This is a genomic window from Sorangium sp. So ce117 (genome assembly GCF_051524395.1).
Classification (GTDB): Bacteria; Myxococcota_A; Polyangia; order Polyangiales; family Polyangiaceae; genus Sorangium; species Sorangium cellulosum_B.
The window spans coordinates 11112541-11131845 of the sequence record NZ_CP150309.1 but is presented as its reverse complement, the minus strand read 5'-3'; the positions used below and the strand labels follow the sequence as shown (position 1 = coordinate 11131845).

At 69.1% G+C, this 19305-nt stretch carries 14 protein-coding genes; 6 read left to right on the top strand and 8 right to left on the bottom strand.

Annotated elements, in window-relative coordinates:
• Positions 1-42 precede the first annotated feature (42 nt).
• The gene (locus WMF46_RS41765; RefSeq protein ID WP_437982334.1) at positions 43-3903 is read right to left on the bottom strand and encodes a tetratricopeptide repeat protein; all 3861 of its coding nucleotides are present in this window, start codon (positions 3901-3903) and stop codon (positions 43-45) included.
• 392 nt (positions 3904-4295) lie between these two features.
• Here WMF46_RS41765 and WMF46_RS41760 point away from each other — a divergent pair, with 392 nt between their 5' ends.
• Complete coding sequence (locus WMF46_RS41760; protein WP_437982333.1) at positions 4296-6881, top strand: CHAT domain-containing protein; 2586 nt, start codon at positions 4296-4298, stop codon at positions 6879-6881.
• Positions 6882-6913: 32 nt separating this feature from the next.
• Here the strand turns inward: WMF46_RS41760 and WMF46_RS41755 are convergent, their stop codons facing one another.
• From WMF46_RS41755 to WMF46_RS41740, 4 genes are all read right to left on the bottom strand, one after another.
• On the bottom strand, positions 6914-7672 hold the full coding sequence (locus WMF46_RS41755) for a hypothetical protein (RefSeq protein ID WP_437982332.1): 759 nt from the start codon (positions 7670-7672) through the stop codon (positions 6914-6916).
• A 98-nt stretch (positions 7673-7770) separates the two neighbouring features.
• Positions 7771-8373: a hypothetical protein gene (locus tag WMF46_RS41750; RefSeq protein ID WP_437982331.1), complete on the bottom strand. Its 603-nt coding sequence runs from the start codon at positions 8371-8373 to the stop codon at positions 7771-7773.
• A complete protein-coding gene (locus tag WMF46_RS41745) occupies positions 8360-8971 on the bottom strand; it encodes an RNA polymerase sigma factor (protein ID WP_437982330.1) in 612 nt (203 codons plus the stop codon). The genes WMF46_RS41750 and WMF46_RS41745 overlap by 14 nt, the downstream gene beginning before the upstream one ends.
• A 46-nt stretch (positions 8972-9017) precedes the next feature.
• Positions 9018-10136 carry a helix-turn-helix transcriptional regulator gene (locus WMF46_RS41740; RefSeq protein ID WP_437982329.1) on the bottom strand — a complete coding sequence of 373 codons (1119 nt, stop codon included), beginning with the start codon at positions 10134-10136 and terminating at the stop codon, positions 9018-9020.
• 403 nt (positions 10137-10539) lie between these two features.
• On the opposite strand from WMF46_RS41740, the gene WMF46_RS41735 reads away from it, so the two are divergent.
• The 5 genes from WMF46_RS41735 (at position 10540) to WMF46_RS41715 (ending at position 16214) form a co-directional block, all read left to right on the top strand.
• Positions 10540-10740, top strand: coding sequence for a hypothetical protein (locus WMF46_RS41735; RefSeq protein ID WP_437982328.1), 201 nt, complete (start codon positions 10540-10542; stop codon positions 10738-10740).
• On the top strand, positions 10737-11417 hold the full coding sequence (locus WMF46_RS41730) for a GNAT family N-acetyltransferase (RefSeq protein ID WP_437982327.1): 681 nt from the start codon (positions 10737-10739) through the stop codon (positions 11415-11417). Before WMF46_RS41735 ends, WMF46_RS41730 begins: the two co-directional genes overlap by 4 nt.
• Positions 11402-12064: an iron-containing redox enzyme family protein gene (locus WMF46_RS41725; RefSeq protein WP_437982326.1), complete on the top strand. Its 663-nt coding sequence runs from the start codon at positions 11402-11404 to the stop codon at positions 12062-12064. The genes WMF46_RS41730 and WMF46_RS41725 overlap by 16 nt, the downstream gene beginning before the upstream one ends.
• Positions 12065-12447: 383 nt before the next feature.
• Positions 12448-15297 (top strand): response regulator, encoded by a 2850-nt coding sequence (locus tag WMF46_RS41720; RefSeq protein WP_437982325.1) that lies wholly within the window; start codon positions 12448-12450, stop codon positions 15295-15297.
• On the top strand, positions 15291-16214 hold the full coding sequence (locus WMF46_RS41715) for a response regulator (protein ID WP_437982324.1): 924 nt from the start codon (positions 15291-15293) through the stop codon (positions 16212-16214). Before WMF46_RS41720 ends, WMF46_RS41715 begins: the two co-directional genes overlap by 7 nt.
• A gap of 6 nt (positions 16215-16220) precedes the next feature.
• Here WMF46_RS41715 and WMF46_RS41710 read toward each other — a convergent pair whose 3' ends face one another.
• The 3 genes from WMF46_RS41710 to WMF46_RS41700 form a co-directional block, all read right to left on the bottom strand.
• Positions 16221-16577, bottom strand: coding sequence for a DUF3088 domain-containing protein (locus WMF46_RS41710; RefSeq protein ID WP_437982323.1), 357 nt, complete (start codon positions 16575-16577; stop codon positions 16221-16223).
• A gap of 106 nt (positions 16578-16683) precedes the next feature.
• Positions 16684-18819: a tetratricopeptide repeat protein gene (locus tag WMF46_RS41705; protein ID WP_437982322.1), complete on the bottom strand. Its 2136-nt coding sequence runs from the start codon at positions 18817-18819 to the stop codon at positions 16684-16686.
• 116 nt (positions 18820-18935) lie between these two features.
• Positions 18936-19145: a hypothetical protein gene (locus WMF46_RS41700; protein WP_437982321.1), complete on the bottom strand. Its 210-nt coding sequence runs from the start codon at positions 19143-19145 to the stop codon at positions 18936-18938.
• Between the last annotated feature and the right edge of the window lie 160 nt (positions 19146-19305).

The following is a 19305-nucleotide window of genomic DNA, read 5'->3' as shown; positions in this document are numbered from 1 at the left end:
GGCACCCGAGCACGCCGAGGCAGACCGTCAACGCAGCGAGCCTCACGGCGTCGCCTCGCTGACCCAGTAAACGCGGCCCAGGATCTGCGTGATCTCGGCTTGGATGTTCTCCCTGGTCTTCCTGATGAAGACGGCCACGCCGTCCGTTTCCACCGTAAACTGCGTGGAGATGTGATCGATCTTCAAGAAATTGCCGCCGATCGCGGCGGTGGATGTGATGAGCTCCTGCATGAGCTCCTCGATCGATGTTCGTTCCTCGCTCTGGGCCCACACCACGCCGAGCTGCACGGCCCCCTCTTCCGGGACACGTATCGAGCTGATGGCGACCTGCCCCGCCGGCGAGGGCGGCCGGAGCACCGACGTCGTCCTCGTGACGGTGCAGGTGATGGCCGGACCGCACCCCGCCAGCGCGAGGAGAGCGGCCAGCGCGGCAGTGGCAACCCGGGGCCGGCCGCGCCGGCGCCAGTCCCACGAACGCCTCGCCGCCGGCCTGGCGAGCCCCAACGCGAGGGCGAGGATGGCCCATGAGCCCCGCGAGTTCGCGGCCGCCCCGGGCGCCGCGCACCCACACCACCATGGCGGCAGCGGCTGGACAGCGGGGCGGGGGAGGTCCGGCTCTCCGAGCGCGGACGTCGCGTTCCCGGCCACGATGAAGCTTGCCCAGTAGTACGGGTGCGCACGCCGCCCGCTCGCCAGCATCGAGAGCTGGACGGCGCGCATCGCGTCGCTCCGCCCTCGGTCGGCCTGAAGCTCGGTGTAGTACGCGGTCATCAGCTCGCGGGTCGCCTCGTCATCGATCTTCCAGAGGCTCATGACCAGCGTCTCGGCGCCCGCGATGACGAGCGCGCGGCGTAGCCCGTAGACGCCTTCGCCTGAGCTCGTCTCGCCGACGCCCGTCTCGCACGCGGACAGGACGACCAGGCGAGTGCCCTGGAGGTCGAGCCCGGCCGCCTCGAGCGCCGTCAGGATGCCATCCTCTCCGTCTCCTGCGCGCCGGTTGGCGCCCGCGAGCGCAATGCCTGAGCGGAGCAGCGGATTTTCCATCGGGATCGCCCCAATCGTTGCCGGCGCGTTCTGGGCCAGACGGCCGTCGTCCGCGGTCGGCCGCGGCCGCGCCTTACCGGTCAGGAAGAACCCATGCGTGGCGAGGTGGAGCACGTGCGGCCGAGAAGCTGCTTTGAGGGACTCCTCGGTCGCATCGGGCCCGATGAGCAAGCGCGCTTCGCCGAGCGTCCTCGCGACGGTTCGCCCCTCCGTGACGGTGGCGTGCAGCGGGCGGAAGATGACGGACCCGATGTCGGCCGAGCGCCGGTTCGCGGCGCTCGGTCCGCTGCTCTCGCCGCGCACTCCCGACGGCACGGCGGCGGATCCGAAGTCCGGATCAGCGATCACCAGCGCCCTCGACCCGATCGCCGGGCGAGCGCCCCTGTGACGGAGCAGGTCTCGGCCACTCGTCAGGTAGGTGAATGTGAAGGACTCGACCAGGTACGATCCGCGCTCGTCGATGAGGGCTCCGAACGGAACGAGGTTGAGCGCACCATCGGCGCTCACCAGCACGGAACGTGCGCCGCCGAGGAGCGCGCGGATCGGATCCATGAGCCTGACGTCGAGCGCGCGCGCGGAAGGCCTGGGGTCCAGGGAAGGTTGCGCGAGCGCGCGGCGAAGCGCCCTCACGCTGGCGTCGATCTCGGATGCCTCGCCCAGGTCGGTGGACAGCACTCCGCCGTCGCCGCGGAGGACGTAGGCAGCATAGCGCGGCGCTCCACACGTCGCCGTCCGCGGATCGCAGGGCTCGTACATCACGATCTCCACCAGCGCGGTCGCATCGGGCAGCGCCGCCAGGACATCCTCGATGATTACGAGCGGGGCCTGTGCCCGGAACTCCGCGCTCCGCCGGCTGATGTCGGCCTCAAGGGCCTGCCGTCTCTGCTCGAGCGCGATGAGCGCCGCACGATGCCGGTCGATGGGGGCCGAGCCCGGGCCGCGCAATGTCAACGTGGAGAGCTCCGACTGCACCGAGGCCAGCTCGTCGAGGACTCGCCGATCCTCGGGGCCGAGTCGGCCCCGCAGCGCGGCGAGACTGTCGGCCATCGCGTCGAGGACGCTCCCCTTTCTCCGGAGGATCGTCGTCAGTGCGAGCCGCGCAGCGTTGCTGTCCGCCGTCGCGTGCTTCATGTGGAGTGAGATCGTCTCGGAGGTCTCTCTCTCGAGCATCGTCATGTACGCGCGCTTCTTCGCCTCGGACCCGGCGGCGAGGAGGAGCGCTGCGTGCCGATCCCGGACGGCGGCTCCGCGTGCCTGGGCGTCGAGCGCGCGGGTGACATCACCTCGCGCGAGGTACATGCCGGAGAGATCGTAGAGCAGCGGCACCACCGACGGGTGCCATGCGCCGAGCAGCTTCTCCTGCAGGGACAGCGCCTGCCGGTACGTGAGCTCCGCTCGCTCGTCGTCGCCGCGCCTGGCATAAACCTGCGCCAGGTAGCGCAGGGACATCGGGACAGAGGGGTGCTCCGGCCCGAGCGCGCGCATCCTGATGGTGAGGGCGCGCTCCAGGAGAGGCTCCGCGAGCGCCGCGTCCCCCCGCTTCCACGCGAGCCTCGCCAGGTTGGTGAGGGATGTGGCGATGTCCGGGTGATCGCCGCCGAACGTCTCCTCGCGGATCCACATGGCGCGCCGGTAGAGCTCTTCGGCTCGCGGATACTCCCCCTGGTCCATGCAGAGCTGAGCGAGGTCGTCGATCGTGCTCGCGAGCTCTGGATGACGCTGCCCGAGCGTGCGCGCCTGGATCGTCATCGCCCGGTGCTGGAGGCGCTCGGCGCTCCCGTAGTCGCCCTGATCGCGCTGCAGCCTTGCCATGCGGCCCAGCGACGTGGCCACGCTGAGATGGTCAGCGCCGAGCACGCGCTCCTTGAGCTCGATGGCCTGCTGGTAGAGGCGCTCGGCACGAGGATAGTCGCCCCAGTCGTGGTACAGGCCCGCGTAGTCGTCCAGGGATGCAGCGATCGCCGGGTGCTCAGGTCCAAGCGACGATCTCCGCACCTCCAGCGCGCGCCGCGTGAGCCGCTCGGCGCGCACGAAATCTCCTCGCTCACGGTACAGGCTGCCGAGCTGCCCGGAGGAGGCGGCAACGGCGGGGTGAGCAGGCCCGAGGGAGCGCTCTCGGATCGCGAGGGCGCGCCTGGCGAGCTGCTCGGCGCGCGCCGGCTCGCCTCGTTGCCGGTGCAGATCGGCGAAGTCGCTCAGGGTGGTCGCGAGCTCGGGATGAGCCGCGCCGAGCGCCCGCTCGTGGAGCCCCAGGGCCCGCTGCAACACGGGCTCGGCACCCGCGTGATCGCCGACGTCCAGGTACAATCTCCCGAGGAGATTGAGGGATTCGGCGAGGTCCGCGGCCTCGTGCGCCGACGCTCGCTCCCGGATGGCGAGCGCTCGCTCGCACATGAGGCGCGCGGCGGCGTAGTCGCCCCGATCGCGATGGAGCGAGGCGAGGAGATGCAGCGAGCGTGCAACTTCGGGGCTCGACGCCCCGACCAGCTCTTCGTGCATCGTGACCGCGCGGCCAGACAGGGCTTCGGCTTCAGGCGCCCTGCCCCTCTCGCGGTACAGCACGGCCATGCTGCTCAGCGTGTCGGCGATGAGCTTGTCGTCCCGCTGCGCGCCCTGCTTCCGCAGCGCGAGGGCCGAGTCGAGCAGGCCCTCCGCCGACGCGTAACGACCGACCTTCGTGTAGAGCGTGGCCAGAACCTGCATGCTCTCGGCGAGACGGGCGTCTTCTGGACCTAGCGCATCGGTGAGCACGGTCCATACCTGCCTGGCGCTGTCGATCGCCTCTGCATACTTCCCTTCCTTGTCAAGGCGTCGTGCATGGGCGAGCGCGTCGCCCGCCCACATCATTTTGTTCCTCACGTCCCTTTTCTGGGCCCGGTCAGCGCCAACGTACTCTTTCGGCGTATCTACGAAAGCGCAACAAGACAATCCCATGATCACCGGGACGAGCCACCCCGCGAGCTGCCTCTTCATGGCTGTGTAGACGCTGGTCCCTCACAACAACCCCGAGAGGCCAGCCACCTAGGAACATCTCAACAACTCTCGTCGGTGTCCAGCCATTTTTTGGATTCAAACGGCCTTTGACCCTGCGAAGCTCGCCTTCCGCTGTGCCGATTTGAATTCTCATTTGGCACGCGGATTCTGTCGCGTCGTTTGGGCGGCCTCTGTCATGGTGCAATTTTTCCGTGCGTGCGCCGCGCCGGGATCGCCGGCCTTGACGTGCCTCGGGACATCTCATTGAATGGGCCGCGATGACGGTGCTCTATCGAGAGCTCGCGATCGATCTCAATCTGGACGGACCGCAACGCCGGCTGGTTGCCAGGGCGCACGGTCCTCGCCGCGAGGAGGTGGAAGGCGCATCCCGAGTCCGGGTCGAGCTCGCCCGCGAGTTCCAGGACGTCTTCCGGCGCTACCATGGGGCGCTCGCCTCGCAGCGCGAAGCTTCGGGCAGCGCCACCATGGACCGCCTGGAGGCCATCGGGCAGGAGCTCACCGCCGCGCTCTTCACGGCCGATGTTGCGGCGCTGTACCGAGCGGCCCGAGACCGCCTCGTCGCGGGCGAGGGGCTGCGGCTGCGCCTCCGCATGAGCCAGGATGAGCTGCTCGCGCTGCCTTGGGAGCTCCTGCGTGATCCCGACAAGGGAACGTTTCTCGCCACCTCGCCGTCGATCGCCATCGTCCGTCATCCGCTGGCCCGCGTCGCGCCGCTATGCGCTGGACCGGACCAGGCGCCGCTCCGCGTCGTGGCCTTCGGCGCGGCCCCGGCGGAACATTCACCCGTCGATGTCGAAGCCGAGCGGCGAATGCTCGAGGAGATGTTCGATAGCCTGTCCGATCCGGCATGGGTCGATTTCGTCTGGGCTAGAGGACAGACGGCAGAGTCCCTCCGAGAAGTGCTCCACGAGCGCCGGTGCCACATCCTGCACCTCGCCGCGCACGGCGTCGTGGACAGCCGCGGCCGAGGCGCTCTTGTCGTCGCGGACGAGCGCGGCCGCGCTCGAGCGCTCGGCGCTCCGCAGATCGCGAGCATCTACGAGGCGCACCCCGAGCTGCGCCTGGTCGTGCTCAACGCATGCCATGGGGCCGAGCCCGGTCACTCCAGGTCGGTGGCGTCCATGCTCCTCGGTGCGGGCGTCAGCGCCGTCATCGCCATGCAGGGCGCCATCCGGGACGCGGCAGCCCGCCAGTTCTCGAAGACGCTCTACGAGCGGCTGATCGCTGGGGCGCCGATCGCCGCGGCCGTCGCCGCGGCTCGCCACGCGCTGTACTTCGAGGGGGATCCTGCGTTCGCCCTGCCGGTGCTCTTCCTGCGGACCACCGAGGACGCGGCGCTCATCAGGAGGCCGGCCGCGCAGGCGGCGCGACGGGGGCGTGGCCAGCGGCTGGCCGGCTGGCTCGCGGCCGGGGCGACCGCAGCGGGGGCCGCAGCGGCGCTCTGGCCTCCCCTCCTGGTCCCATCCCCCCTGTCCAACGCCGGCATCGTCGTCGCTGCGCCCTGGCTGTCGTGGGGGGCGGGCCGCGACACCGCTGCAGCGCTGTGCAGCGCGCTCGAGGAGCACGGCCCCGAGGAGACCCGGTGCATCCCCGTCCGCGCCGCAGGCCGCTCCGATGCCGAGCTCGCAGAGGCCGCGAGGGCGAGCGGAGCTTCGTTCCTCGTGATCGCGGAGAGAAGCGCGACAGCCCGCATCGTTCCGCTAGGGTCCTTCGAGGCAGGCGATGTGTTCCACGGCAGCATCGAGCCCATCGACCTGCGGAGCGTCGAGCAGCGCGCGCGCCTGGTGCATGCGTTGCGCGCCCTCACCGTCGCCGACGCCTCCGCGCGCGGGATCGCCACCCGCCGGGTGGAGTGTCCGCAGATCGACCCTGGAGAGGCCGACACGGTGAGCAGTCTGGCCAGGCTCGTGAACCTGCTTGTTCCGGATTGCCGACCTGCGCGCACCGACCGGCGGATCCTCCAGCGGCACTGCGGTGGCTCGGCCGTGGGCGGTGATTCGGGCTGGGCGTGCTCCGTGACCAGGGCCTCCTACATGGAGGCGTGTCCCGCCTGCGACGATGCACAGGAGGCCGCGCGGGCGCTGGCCACGAGCGCCGCGCCGGGGGGACGGTTTCAGGCGATCGCGCAGCTCTGGCTCGCCCGCCGCGCCTGTGACCTCGGCCAACTCGATGACGCCGCGCGATTGCTTGAGCAGCTGGATGCCTCGCCCGAGCCCTGCGTGCGCATGAAGGCAGCCGAGATCGCCGCCTGCATCATGACGGCGCAGCTGCGCGCCGGCCCCGGGGAGCCGTCGCCCGTCGACGGAGCGCGGCTGGAGCGGCTCGTCGAGGAGAGCGCGGGCGGCTGCATGAGCCCGGTGCTGCGCGGGCGCATGCTTGGGCTCCGGGCGTGGTGGCGTGGTCGCGCCGGACAGTGGGACGCCGCCGCTTCCGGTTACGACGAGGCCTGGGAGAGCTACGCAGATCCGCTGTACATGCTCAACCGCGCGGCGGCGCTGCTCCGCGTCCCCGGGAGCGCACGGCCGATCTCGGACGCTCTGCGGCGGCTGGAACATGCCGACCTCGATCCGACCACCGCCGTGCACGACGCGCTCATGCGCGTGATCGCGTCGCAGCGTCTGGGCCTCCCTGGACTGTCGGCCGAGGCGGACGTGCTCGTGGAGCGCTACAGCCAGCTGCCGCCAGGGCAGCGGGTCTTCTCCGACGCGTCCGACGAGAGTTTTCGAGAGCTGGTATGCGGCGCGGTCATGGGCACGTGTATTTACGACATCCTGGCCCGCGAAAAGACCCCCGAGCTCGCTCACCGCCTCCGGGATGCGCTCGCGGCGCAGGGGCTGAGGTGAGCGGGGTCGGCGCTCGCGCGACCTCTGGGGGCTCACTGCTGGCCGGCCAGCATGTAGAGCCACCTGCCGTCCCGTGACGCCCACGCGACATCCTGCACGAGCACCTTGCTGAACTCCTGGACCGGTGTGGCCGCATCCGGGCGACCATCCCATACATCGAGGACCTGCGGCTCGTCACCCGACGGCTGGTTCAGGACCAGGCATCGCCGCGCCGCGCCGAGGCAGCGAGGTACATGGAACGTCGCGAAGAACGCATCCATGGAGGCGAGCTCGGCCGCTCCATGGACCGGAGTTGCTCCTGTCGTCGACAGCTCCTCGATCTGCAGCTGCCAAATCTGCGTCTCCGACGCTCCGGTGGGCGTGGCGCTGACGAGCAGCTGAAGCGGCGATTCGGCGGCGCGGAACGCCAGCAGATTCCAGACGTACAGGCTTCGATCTTGTCCGCGCATCGGCGAGAGCGTCGCCTCCTGTGTCACGAAGATCGTCCCGCCGCAGGCGACGAAGAACCGTCGGTGGTGGCCGGGCGCTGGCATGAAGGAGGTCGCTCCCGCGCATGCCCTTGCCACGGGCATGCCGCTTGTCGGTGGAGCGCCTGCTGGAACGAGCAGCACCAGCCCATCTCCCGTCGCGGGCATGGGATCCCGGTTCAACCTGCCCACGGCCCAGGTGAGCACCCGTGCCGCCTCGGCCTCCGCCTGCTCCGGCGAGCGAGGCGGGCCGCACGCGCTCGGCACCATGCCCACGATCAGGGCAAACCACACTGCTGAGGGCGGGGGAAGATGCTCTCTCATGGCTCGCTCGACCTGGTCTCGATCGTACCGCAAAACCGGGAAGCACACCGGGCACCGCGCCGCGACGGCGCCGTGCGAAGCTTCCTTGTGGCCAAGGCTCAGCGCCGACGCCCAAGCAGCCTTCGGGCCGTCTCCTCGGGGACATTGCCCTTCGCGGCCGGACCGATGGATTGCGCTTCAGAGCCGGGTGTGGCGCCGCGCAGCACATCCTCGTTTGCACTCGAGCCCATGTCAGGGCGCAAGGCAACAACGCTGTCCACGAAATCGAGCGGGCAATGGTCCTGGCCATCGCGGATCCGCAGCGCGGCGAGGTGCGGCAGCAACGCGCGCGGCAGCGAGACCGCGATGGCGCCGCTCTCCTCCACGGCGACGACGGGCCAGCCCTCGTGGTGCGCCGGAGCCTGGCCGGCGACCACGTCGAACACCGGGAACGGCTCGTACTCCGCGGCGCCTCGTGCCAGGAACTCGAGCTCCGGGCCCGCCGGCCGTTCCTCGCGAGCATCGCTCTCCCCGGCGCTGAGGAGCCGGAGGTACTCGGCGTCATCCATCACTCCTGGGTCGGGGAGGCCGGCGGCGTGGATCGCGGCGCGGAGGCCGTCCCAGGCGGAGAGGGCGGTATCCGTGTTGTCCGCCATCCGCGAGAGCGTGTCGTGCAGGGCTTCTCTCAGCGAGGCCTCCGTGAACGACCTAGCTCCTCCCATGACGCAGCTCCTCCCCGGTGTATCCTTTGCTCTCCAGGCAGTCCTTGAGCCGCCCGCGCGTCCTGAGTAGCCGGACGTAGAAGGTCCCGGCCGGGATCCCGAGCTGCCGAGCCGCATCTACAGCGCTCGGGGACACGACGTGGGACCAGAGCACCTGGCGGTCCGACGGGCTCTGGGCCGCGAGGCACTCCCGGAGCACCATCGCCAAGGCGGCCCTGTCCTCGAGGCTCGCGGCCGGGTCTGGCAGCTCCGCGAGCGGGTCCTCGTCGGCGCGGGGCGACAGCGTGAGGCGTCGGTCCTTCTTGTGCAGGTCGATGATGGTGCGACGCACGAGCACCCGGAGGAATCCGCCGGGGTTGTTTACCTCCTCGATGCGGCCGCTGCTCAAGTCCTGCCACAAGTCGAGCACGACCCGCTGCGCGATCTCCTCGCAGAACGCCCGATCCGCCGCCAGCCCTTGCCGCCTGGCCTCGGCGCGGATGAGGCTCCACTCTCCCGCGCGCAGGGCGATGAACACCTGCTTGAGCGCCTCGCCGGCGGCACCGCGGCGGACGGCGCTCTGCGCGAGCACATCCCAGCGATCGTCGTCGCGTTCCATGCGCGGGCGATCCTAGCCCATGGACAGGTCGTCAGTCCAACGGGCGCTACCGGCGTGACAGCCGCGTCGCGGCGGCAGCGTGCGGCGATCTGTCATGCTGCGCTGCCCGGCAGAGCGCCGAGCGGCTCGACACGCCGATCCTGTCGTAGATGTGAAGCACGTGCTTCTTGACCGTACCGACCGCGCACCCGAGCTCGTCCGCGATCAGTTGATTGTCCCAGCCGAGCACGATACGCGACGCGACCTCACGCTGCTGCGGGGTGAGGCTCTCCTGCCACGTGGCGGGCACGAGCGCATCCTCCTTGAGGACGATCGCCCAGGTGGCCGCTGCGGCCCCCTCGGGGAGCGGCACGAAGGTGATCTGGAGCTCGAGCCCCGAGGGCGCGACCTTCCTCTGGCTCATGGACACCTCCGGCGCCCGACCCCGGTTCCGCATCAGGGCCGACAGCTGATCGAGCAAGGCGGCAGGCAGCCCGGCCCGGTTGAGCTCGACCGGCGCGAACCACCGTGAGAGCAGCGCAGCTGCGCCTCGCGTGCGCGCGATCTCGGCGCAGCCCGCGCCCACCATGACGGCCTCGATGCCCTGCTGCTGTAGGATCGCGTCGAGCATCGGGCCGGCGCACGACGCCTCGGAGAACTGCTTGCAGTTCTGCACGGCGCTGGCGAGCGACGGAACGATATACTGGAGCAGGTCGCGCTCCTCGTCCGAGAAGGGGCGCTGGCGCCCGCGGTAGAGGGTGACGCCCGCGTGCCAGCTCTGTCCGAAGTCCAGCAGCACGGACATGACATGCTCGAGCGGCATGTGGAGATCGAGCGAGCGGCGGTACATCATGTTCGCCGTGAGCTCCTTCCGCGAGATCATCTCGGAGTCACGCAGCACGGTGTTCGGCTGGCGCAGGACGGCCTGGCGTACGAAGTCGTGGCGGGCCATGTCCGCGTAAGCGCTGAACCAATCGATCGGGAAGTCGACCATGGACCAATCGTAGCCTCCTGGCTCTCCCTGCCTCGAGACGCACAGCGCGCCATACTCGGCAGGCACGAGCTTCAAGAGCAGGGGGAAGGCCGCATCGATGACGGTTCGGAGGTCGAGCGAACCGTGCAAGGTCTGCAGGAAATCGATGATGAGCCGCTGCTTGTCGGCACAACTCCGGACCCGATCACCCATGGGTGCACCTCCCTTGGCCAAGAGCCCCGCGTAGAACGGCTGCAGGACGGAAGCTATACCCCGGAAGGGGTACACGAGACGCCCAGCGCCGTGGGGGCGTCCGTGGGTGATGGCGCGACCTCCGACGCAGCGTCCACGACGGACGCCACGCAGGCGGCGCCTGCCTTCCGGCTGCGTCCGTCCAGGGGGCGGCTCGATCGAGGGCCTGCACCGGGGTCTCGTCGAGAATCGTGATCGTGTCGGTAAGATCTGGAGGGCCTCCGGCGACAGGGGGGGTGCAACGCGGCGCGCTGGTCGACACGACGTCCCTGTCCGACGTCAACGCGCTTCATGGCTGCTCGGGCCGCACGTCCCTGCGGCCCCCGGAGCGGTATGCGCGTCGCCTCGGAAAGGAGATCTTCTCGTGAAGGAAGTCATCGCTTTGCTGGCCACCCGGCCGGACGACGTTCGAGCCCACCTGCGGGTCCGCTGGTCTGTCTTCGGCAAGGAGGAGGGATATCTCTCCTCCCGCGAGCCCCCGGTCTCGATGGAGTTCGACCGGTTCGACGGGCTCGAGACGACCAGGCACTTCATCGTGGTGATCCGCGAGGAGGACGGCAAATGAAGGCGATCTGCATCGGTGCTGGCAGGCTCGTCCTCCCGAACCCTGGTGTCGTGAGGGCGTCCGGCTGGGAACACGGGCTGCCCCTGGAAGCGAAGGTCCGAATCGACTTGTCGGCCCTCGGCCCGCCGGGCACGATCGCGGAGGTGGGCCGGCTCTGCGTGCTTGAGCGGTGGCGGGCGAGGACCGCGGCGCTCCCCGAGCTGTGCATCGCGATGTGCTCGGAGAGCCGCCGGCACGGCGTCACGCATTGGATCTCCGCGGCGAACCTCGAGTGCGACGCGGAAGACGAGGCGCGTCTCATCCACGAGGTGATCACGCGGCGAGGGCTCATGCGGAGCGACATCCCGGTCCATCGCAGGGCGGCGGACGGGCCGAGCTCGCCGCCGCGGTTCCACTTCTACACGGACGAGGAGCGCCGCCGGGCAAGCGCTGGCGACCTCTCGGGGCTGCGGCTCCCGAGGGCGGTGTCGTCCGATGCGAAGCTCGGGGCGCGCTACATCGGCGAGCCGATCTGGGACGAACACTTCGGGATGTTCGCTCAGCCTCTCATTGCCGCTGTTCAGGACGTCATGACGGCGGCGGCGCGGTACCTGCGCGCAGGGCGGCGCGTGGCACCTCTGACGTCTTCGATCGGACGACGGATCAACGAAGAGGAGATGTCATGTCAGACTTCATGATGGATGTCGAGAAGACGGCGGCGGCCTGCGACGCTGTGCTCCCAGAGAACCCGATCCTAGCCAGCCTGATGGATGGGACCATCGCGCCGGGCGTGTACGCGGAGTGCGTGCTCGTTCCGATCTTCCACTACACGAGCGAGAGCAGTGCGTGGCTCGCGCGCAGCAGTGTGCGTCTCGCGGCCCAGGGGAGGCATCCGGATATCGCCGAGCACCTCGCGAAGAAGGCGCGCGAAGAGCGGGGGCACGAGGCGTGGGCGCTGCAAGACGCCTTGACCCTCGGCGCTCGCGCGGACGCCGTCCGCAAGGCTCCGCTGCCGAGCGCGGTCACGGCGTACGTCGTCTACAACGAGGCGACCTGCAGCGTCGGCTCTCCGCTTGCCATCCTGGGGACGAGTTATGTCCTCGAGTACGTGGCGGCCCACAGCGGTGCGAGGGCGCTGGAGCGCCTCGTGGCGCGCGGCGGCAGCTCGGGTATCCAGCGCGCGCTCCGGTTTTTGAGGTCCCATGCGCAGGACGACGTCAGCCACGTCGAGGAGCTCCAGCGTATGTTCTCCTCGATTGGCGATCGGAGGGATCACGAGGCCATCCTCGTGTCGGCTCGGGTGACCGCCGAGCTGTTCCCGCGCTTTTTCTCGGAATCGCGGTGAGGTGGCAGCCTGTACGCAGTCTGAGGAAGCTGCCACCCGCTGCGCTGGAAATGTGATATTCACCAATAAAGTTGTCGAGTCCGCGACGCTTCGCCGAGAACCTCTCCGCTGCACTCCGGGCCTCCGGCGTCGCGAGGCCTGTGGCTGCGGTCTCCGCCCCGGATCGATGTCGCCGGTGGGAGCACCGTCCATGGCAACGTGGCAGCGGGGGCGTCCGGTCGTCCTTGGCGGGTCGGATCTCTCGCGGCGTTTTCCCCGCCACGCGCGCGTCGTCTTGGTCGCCGGGGCATCGGACTGAGCCGCGGCTGTCACGGTGCGCCCGACGGCCGCCCACCCTCGCGGCCGTGGACGCCCGATCGCGACCCCGCTATCTCCATGAAGGCATGCCGAAGGCCGAGGATCCCCCGCCAGTCGCCGCACCGGGGACCGCTCACGCGGACCCCCGCCCGTCGCTGGGCGGCGAGCCCCGCCCGTCGCTGGGCGGCGACGCCGACGGCCGCGGCACGTTCCTGCCGCTCCCCACCGCGCTGCAGCGGCGCCTCAGCCGGCCCTCGTGGGAGAAGTTCGTGCTCCCGCTGCTCGGCCCCCTGCTCGCGCTGCTCGTCATCGGCGCCGTCGCCACGCTCGAGGCCGCGCTCGACTGGACCGTCCCGAACCCGCCCGCGATCCTCTCGATGATCATCGTCTTCGCGGCGTTCAGCGGCGGCCTCTGGAGCGGCATCGTCACGGCGCTCATCTCGTGCGTCTTCTTCGCGCTCTACTTCTCCAAGGATGGCGTCCTTTTATCGTACGACGAAGACAACCTCCTCCGGGTCATCGTCTACGCCGTCACCACCCCCGCCATGGCGGTGATGGCGAGCATCGCCAAGCGCCGCGCGGACGCCATGGGCGAGGCCTCGCTCGAGAACGAGCGCGAGCACTCCGCGAGCCTGCGCGCCCTGCTCATGCAGCGCCAGGCGGTCGAGGACGAGCTCCAGCAGGCCAAGGAGGCCGCCGAGGCGGCGAGCCGCGCGAAGAGCGAGTTCCTCGCCAGCGTGAGCCACGAGATCCGCACCCCGATGAACGGCATCATCGGCATGACGTCGCTCGCGCTCCAGACCGAGCTCACCCAGGAGCAGCGCGAGTACCTCGAGATGGTCAAGATCTCGGCCGACGCGCTGCTCTCCATCATCAACGACGTCCTCGACTTCTCGAAGATCGAGGCCGGCAAGCTCGAGATCGAGCCCGTCGTCTTCGACCCGAGCGAGATCATCGGCGACGCCGTGAAGACGCTCGCGCTCCGCGCCCACGAGAAGCGGCTCGAGCTCGCCTACGACGTCGGCCCCGACGTGCCCGAGGCGCTGGTCGGCGATCCGCTGCGCCTGCGCCAGGTCCTCGTCAACCTCGTGAGCAACGCGGTGAAGTTCACCGACGCCGGCGAGGTCGTCGTCCGCGCCGAGGTCGACGCGCGCGCGCCCCCCACCGCCGAGGAGGAGGCCAGCGCGGACAGCCAGGGCACGCCGAGCCTCTACGCGGGCGAGGCGCTCGGCGACGCCGTGGTGCTGCGCGTGAGCGTGATCGACACGGGCATCGGGGTCGCCCCGGACAAGCAGCGGCTCGTCTTCGACGCGTTCGCTCAGGCCGACGGCTCGACCACCCGCAAGTACGGCGGCACGGGGCTCGGCCTCACGATCTGCGCCCGCCTCGTCGAGATGATGGGCGGCAAGATCTGGATCGAGAGCGAGGTCGGCAAGGGAAGCACGTTCCACTTCACCCTCCAGCTCCGCGCGCTCGATGGCGCCGCCCGGTCGCGCCGCCTGGAGATCCCGAAGGACCTCCTCGGCACGAAGGTCCTCATCGCCGACGACAACGCGACCGCGCGGCGCATCCTCGCCGAGACCATCGAGGGCTGGGGGATGAAGGCGGTCCCCGTCGACTCGGGGGCGGCGGCGATCGCGGCGCTCTCGGAGGACTCGGGCGTGTGGGCGCTGCCCTGGGGCAAGCCGGGGGGCAACGCGGTCGGGCCGAGCAGCTCGTTCGGCCTCGCCATCGTCGACGCCCGCATGCCGAAGGTCGACGGCTTCGCCGTGGTCGAGCACTGCCGGAAGCGCGAGATCTTGAAGGGGCGCGTCCTCATGCTGCTCAGCTCGACGTCCGCGCAGGCGGACGTCGCGCGCTGCCGCGATCTCGGCGTCTTCGCCATGGTCACGAAGCCCGTGAAGACGTCCCACCTCCAGGAGGCCGTGTTCCACGCCTTCGGCGTCCCGACGCGGACCTCGCTCCGGTCGGCCGACCCGCGCCGCGCCGCGCCCGGGACGCGCGCGCGCGGCCTGCGCGTGCTCGTCGCCGAGGACAACGCGATCAACCAGAAGCTGATGCGCCGCTGGCTGGAGCGGCAGGGCCACCACGTGCACATCGTCGAGAACGGCCGCCTCGCCGTCGAGAAGATCGCGGGCGGGCAGTACGACGTGGCCCTGCTCGACGTGGAGATGCCCGAGATGGACGGCCTCCAGGTCGCGCGGGTCGTCCGGGCCCGCGAGCGGCGCGAGGGCGGGCACATGCCGCTCATCGTCGTGACCGCGTACGCGATGAAGGGCGACCGCGAGCGCTGCCTCCGGGCCGGCTTCGACGGCTACCTGTCGAAGCCGGTGCAGGTCGACGAGCTCTACGACATGATCGACCGGCTGGCCGCCGGGCCCTCCGCCCTGGAGATCGAGGACCCGGCGCGCATGTCGCTCGGCGCGCCGAGCTCGTACACGTCGGCGCCTTCGCCGGCGTCCGACAGCGGGCCGCCGAGCACCCGATCGGAGGAGCGGCTTCTGCCTTCGCCCTCCTCGATCGCGGCCCGGCCGATGTTCGATCGCACGAAGGCGCTGGAGCGGACGGGCGGCGACGCCGACCTCCTGCGCGAGCTCGCCGAGGTCTTCCTGGAGGAGTGCCCGCGCTGGATGGGTGACATCGACGACGCGGTGGCCGCCGGCGACGCCCGCAGGCTCCAGCGGGCCGCGCACAGCCTGAAGGGCGGGGTCGACAGCTTCGGCGCGCGGGGCGCGTTCGAGGCCTCCTTCGCGCTGGAGAAGATGGCGCGCGCGAACGAGCTCGGCAGCCTGGCCGAGGCGCAGTTCGCGCTGCGGGCGCAGATCGAGCGCCTGCTCCCCGAGCTCGCCGCGTTCGTGCGTGAGGGCGCGCCGGCGGACCCGGCGCCGCCGGTGCAGGGCGAGCGGCGCTCTGATAGCGAGGTGACGCGATGGTGAGGGTGCTCGTGGTGGACGACTCCCCGATGGATCGGCGCCTCTCCGGGAGCTTGCTCAAGAAGCGCGCCGGGATGGAGCCCGTGTACGCCGAGAACGGCGTCGAGGCGCTCGAGACGATCGCCAGGTCGATGCCCGAGATCGTGCTGACCGATCTCCAGATGCCGGAGATGGACGGCCTGGAGCTGGTCGAGGCGATCCGCCGCGAGCACCCGTACCTCCCGGTGATCCTGATGACGGCGCACGGCAGCGAGGAGATCGCGGTGCAGGCGCTGCGGCGCGGCGCCGCGAGCTACGTCGCGAAGCGGAACCTCGCGGCGGAGCTCGTGAACACGGTCGAGAACGTCCTCGCGGTGGCGCGGCTCGATCGGCGGGAGCAGCAGCTCCTCTCGTGCCTGACGGCGACCGAGTCCCATTTCGAGCTCGACAACGACGTGGCGAAGGTCCCCGCGCTGGTGGGCCACGTCGAGCAGAGCCTGGGGCGGATGCGGCTGTGCGACGAGACGGGCCGGATCCAGGTCGCGGTGGCGCTGCGCGAGGCGCTCGTGAACGCCATCGTGCACGGCAACCTCGAGGTCAGCTCGACGCTGCTCGACGAGCAGCCGAGCGCCTTCTCCGCGCTCGTCGAGCGCCGCCGGGCGGAGAGCCCGTACCGGGATCGGCGCGTGGTCGTCGTGGCGCGCGAGACGCGCACCGAGGCGACGTACGTGGTGCGCGACGAGGGGCCCGGCTTCGACCCGCGCAACCTGCCGGATCCGACCGATCTCGCCAACCTGGACAAGCCGAGCGGCCGCGGCCTGATGCTGATCCGCACGTTCATGGACGAGGTGCGGCACAACGAGAAGGGCAACGAGATCCGCATGGTGATGAAGTGCCGCTCGCCGGGGACCGGCGGCGAGCCGGGCGAGGACGGCGGCTGACGGCCATCATGGGTGGGGCTCCGGAATGCCATGGCGCACCGACAGGATGTGCAGGATGGCGTCCTTCCCGCTGACGAAAGCGCGCCCGCGATGAAACCCCGTCGCGAGCGCCGGCGGCGCCCCGTCCGCCAGAATGAGCAAGGGAAGCGACTGATTCTCTTCGCCCACCAGGGCCACGACCTCTCGTCGTGGCCGCTCCCACGCGATCCTTTCGACGTGGAGAGTCGTTGCGAGCTCCGGGAATGAAGCGAGCACGCCCTCCAGAAGAGCGCAGTGCCAGCAGAAAAAAAGGCGTCCCGGATACCCAGGGTCTGCAAAGCCGGGACGAAGCAGAAAAAGGATATCTCTCGACGTCTCCAGCATACTTCAGGCTAGGTGGTCGCAGGGCGTTGTCAAACAGAAACCCAGCGGGCGGTCCCGCCCAGCCTCACCTGCCTCCTTGCACGGCGCGGCAGCGTCGACTCGACAGTCAAGCTCGTGCGTTGCGACGACCCTCGATCGCCGCTAGGTTTGCGGCGAAATCGGGGTCGTCCCCGTGTTTTGCGGCCGTTCTCGCATGCTCGAGCGCCTCGTCGAGCAGCCCCCGCCCGAGGAGCTCCGCTGCCAGGTTGTTGTGGGCTGCTGCGTGCGCGGGATTCAGAGCGATGGCCGTACGGTAATGGAGCAGGGCGGCCTCGGCGTTCCCCAGCTCGGAGTGAGCGAGCCCGGCATTGGCATGGAGATCCGCGTCGCGGTGCTCATAGCCTAGCGCTCGCACGTAGGCTTCGAGCGCCTCCCGTGCATCACCACGCTGTAGCTTGGTGTTGCCCAGCTCTCGCAGCGCCCGCCATTCTTCGGGTTTGATCTCGATCGTCCGCTCGAAATCCGCCAGAGCGCCGGCGACCTGCCCGAGCTGAGAGCGAAGGATTCCCCGGTTGAGGTGGGCTTCGTAGTAAGGTGGCGACAGCGCTATCGCTCGGTCGTACTCTTCGAGCGCCTCGAGCTCTCGTCCTTTGACCCTGGAGAGCAAATTCCCGAGGTCGTTGTGATACTCGGCGTAGTACGGATCGCACGTGATGGCTTCCCGTAGCCGCGCCTCTGCTCGCGTCAGATCCCCGACAATCTCATAGATCTGGCTCGTATTGTAAATGAGGATCGAGCGGTGCAGGCGATACCCGCTCTCTCCATAAGTCGCCACGATGACGGCGTTGCCGCGCTCGCAGTAGTCGAGCGCCTCCTCCAGGAATCCCTGTCGCGACCTGATGTAAGCGTACGCATTCTCCGCGAATACCTTGATGTAGGTATATTTGTCGTGATCGCGGAACTCCTCGTCGATAAGGCCGAGGTTCCTTCTGGCGTACGTCTCCGCGCGTTCGAGATCCACCGGAATTTGATACCGGCCATACGTCATCGACTGGGCGTACAGGGCCGTCGGGACGAAGCGACTTCGCGGAAATTGCGCCAGGAACTCCTCCAGGAACGGGACGGAGACCCGCGCGTTGCCCATCGAATAGAGCACGAAGGCGGCGTTGATGAAGAGGCCGTTCACCGGTCCGCTGCCGTCGCCGTGGGTGCGCAGCTCGTGGTCTGTGAACATCGGGGCGAAGAATGAAAACCAGGTATCGTACAGCCCGATCCCCATGAGTATTTCGCATGGTTCGACCAGGCACTCGATCCGTCGTCGCTTGTCGCTGATCGCCAGGCCGTGCCCCACGACCAACGGACCCTCCCCCCTTCGGAATCGCTCCAGGGCCTCCTTGTGCGCCCTCTCGTTCTCGGGGTCGAGGACCGCGGGGTCGGTGATCTCGGCGCTCCGCTGAGCGATGAAGTCTCCGGAGAAGGTGCCGCGGACGTGGCCTGCGGCAAGCGTCGTTATTTCATCGACGTCGAGAGAGGCGAGGTAGAAATCGACGACGGCCCGCGCGTCGAGGTGGCCCGTCGCGGTCACGCCCCGCGCGAAGCAGTGCTTCATGGCGCGACCCACTCGAAGATTGCCCCGGCTCAGCCTGTGGAGGACCTCCCGCTGCACCTGCGAGAACCGAGCTAGATCGAGGTGTCGCTCGAATTCCTGGCGTGAGTAAGCGCCAAACGGGATGACCGCGGCGTCCGGGTCGATGTGGGTGGCGTCCTCATCCAGCATGACGAAGCGTAACCGCGCGACGCTCGCCTCCCGCCTCGTGAGGATTCGGACGAGGCTCCTTGAAGTCGGCGACAGGTGACTCGCGCCTTCGATGACCAGGAGGACACGAGCATCGCGCGCGTGGAGCGCATCGAGCAAGAACTCGGCGAGACCGACGAGAAGCTTGTTTTGATACTCCGAATGATAGAATCGCGTTCGCTCCTCGCGGTCGGAGCTGTGCGTGAGGTCCTTCGGTACACGGTACGCTGTGGACGGTCGCGTCGGCAACACGCGCTTTAGCGTCTGCTCGTGACGCGCGACGAGGTCGGGGGCATGTGACTCTGACCATGTCAGCTCCCGCTCGATCAGCTCGTGAAAACCGCTGAGGTATCCACCGGTGAGCCAGTTGCCGTTGGCGAAGGACAGGTGCCAGCTCGAGAGGGGAGCGGCTGCGTGCTGGACTGACGCGGCCTGCCCGAGGCCGACCGCGCCAGTCAGAATGGTCAACTGCCGTTCGGCGATGGCCGCACGAATGCGCTCGACGAGCTCGGGTCGGAAAGGTTCGTCTGCGTCATCTGTCCGAGCTGTAACGACGTGTGCGGATCGCACGACCAGCCCTTCCGTCAGACCGTTCCAGTGTAGGGGGTGGTGGTGCGGATTTTGGTCTTGGTGATCGTCACCTTCTTGATGATCGACGTGCCTCTCGGGGCGCCCGACTCGTAGACAAGCTTCTGCTCTTCTGTCGACTCGGACTTCTCCTCGGTCTCGGTCTCGGTGATGATCTCCGGATACTTTTGGTTGTGGGGATTGATTGTATAATTCTGCTCAACCATTGCTGCCTCCTTACACCATAAGAACAACAGGCGTTTTATGGAAAGTCAATACATTGTGTGATACGTGCGCGTGTGCGCATGTGTGGTGCGATGTGGCATGGTGCGGAGCGGGCAGGTCGAATACGAGGTGTGTGCTGTCTCCGATCCCCGCATCGGTCGA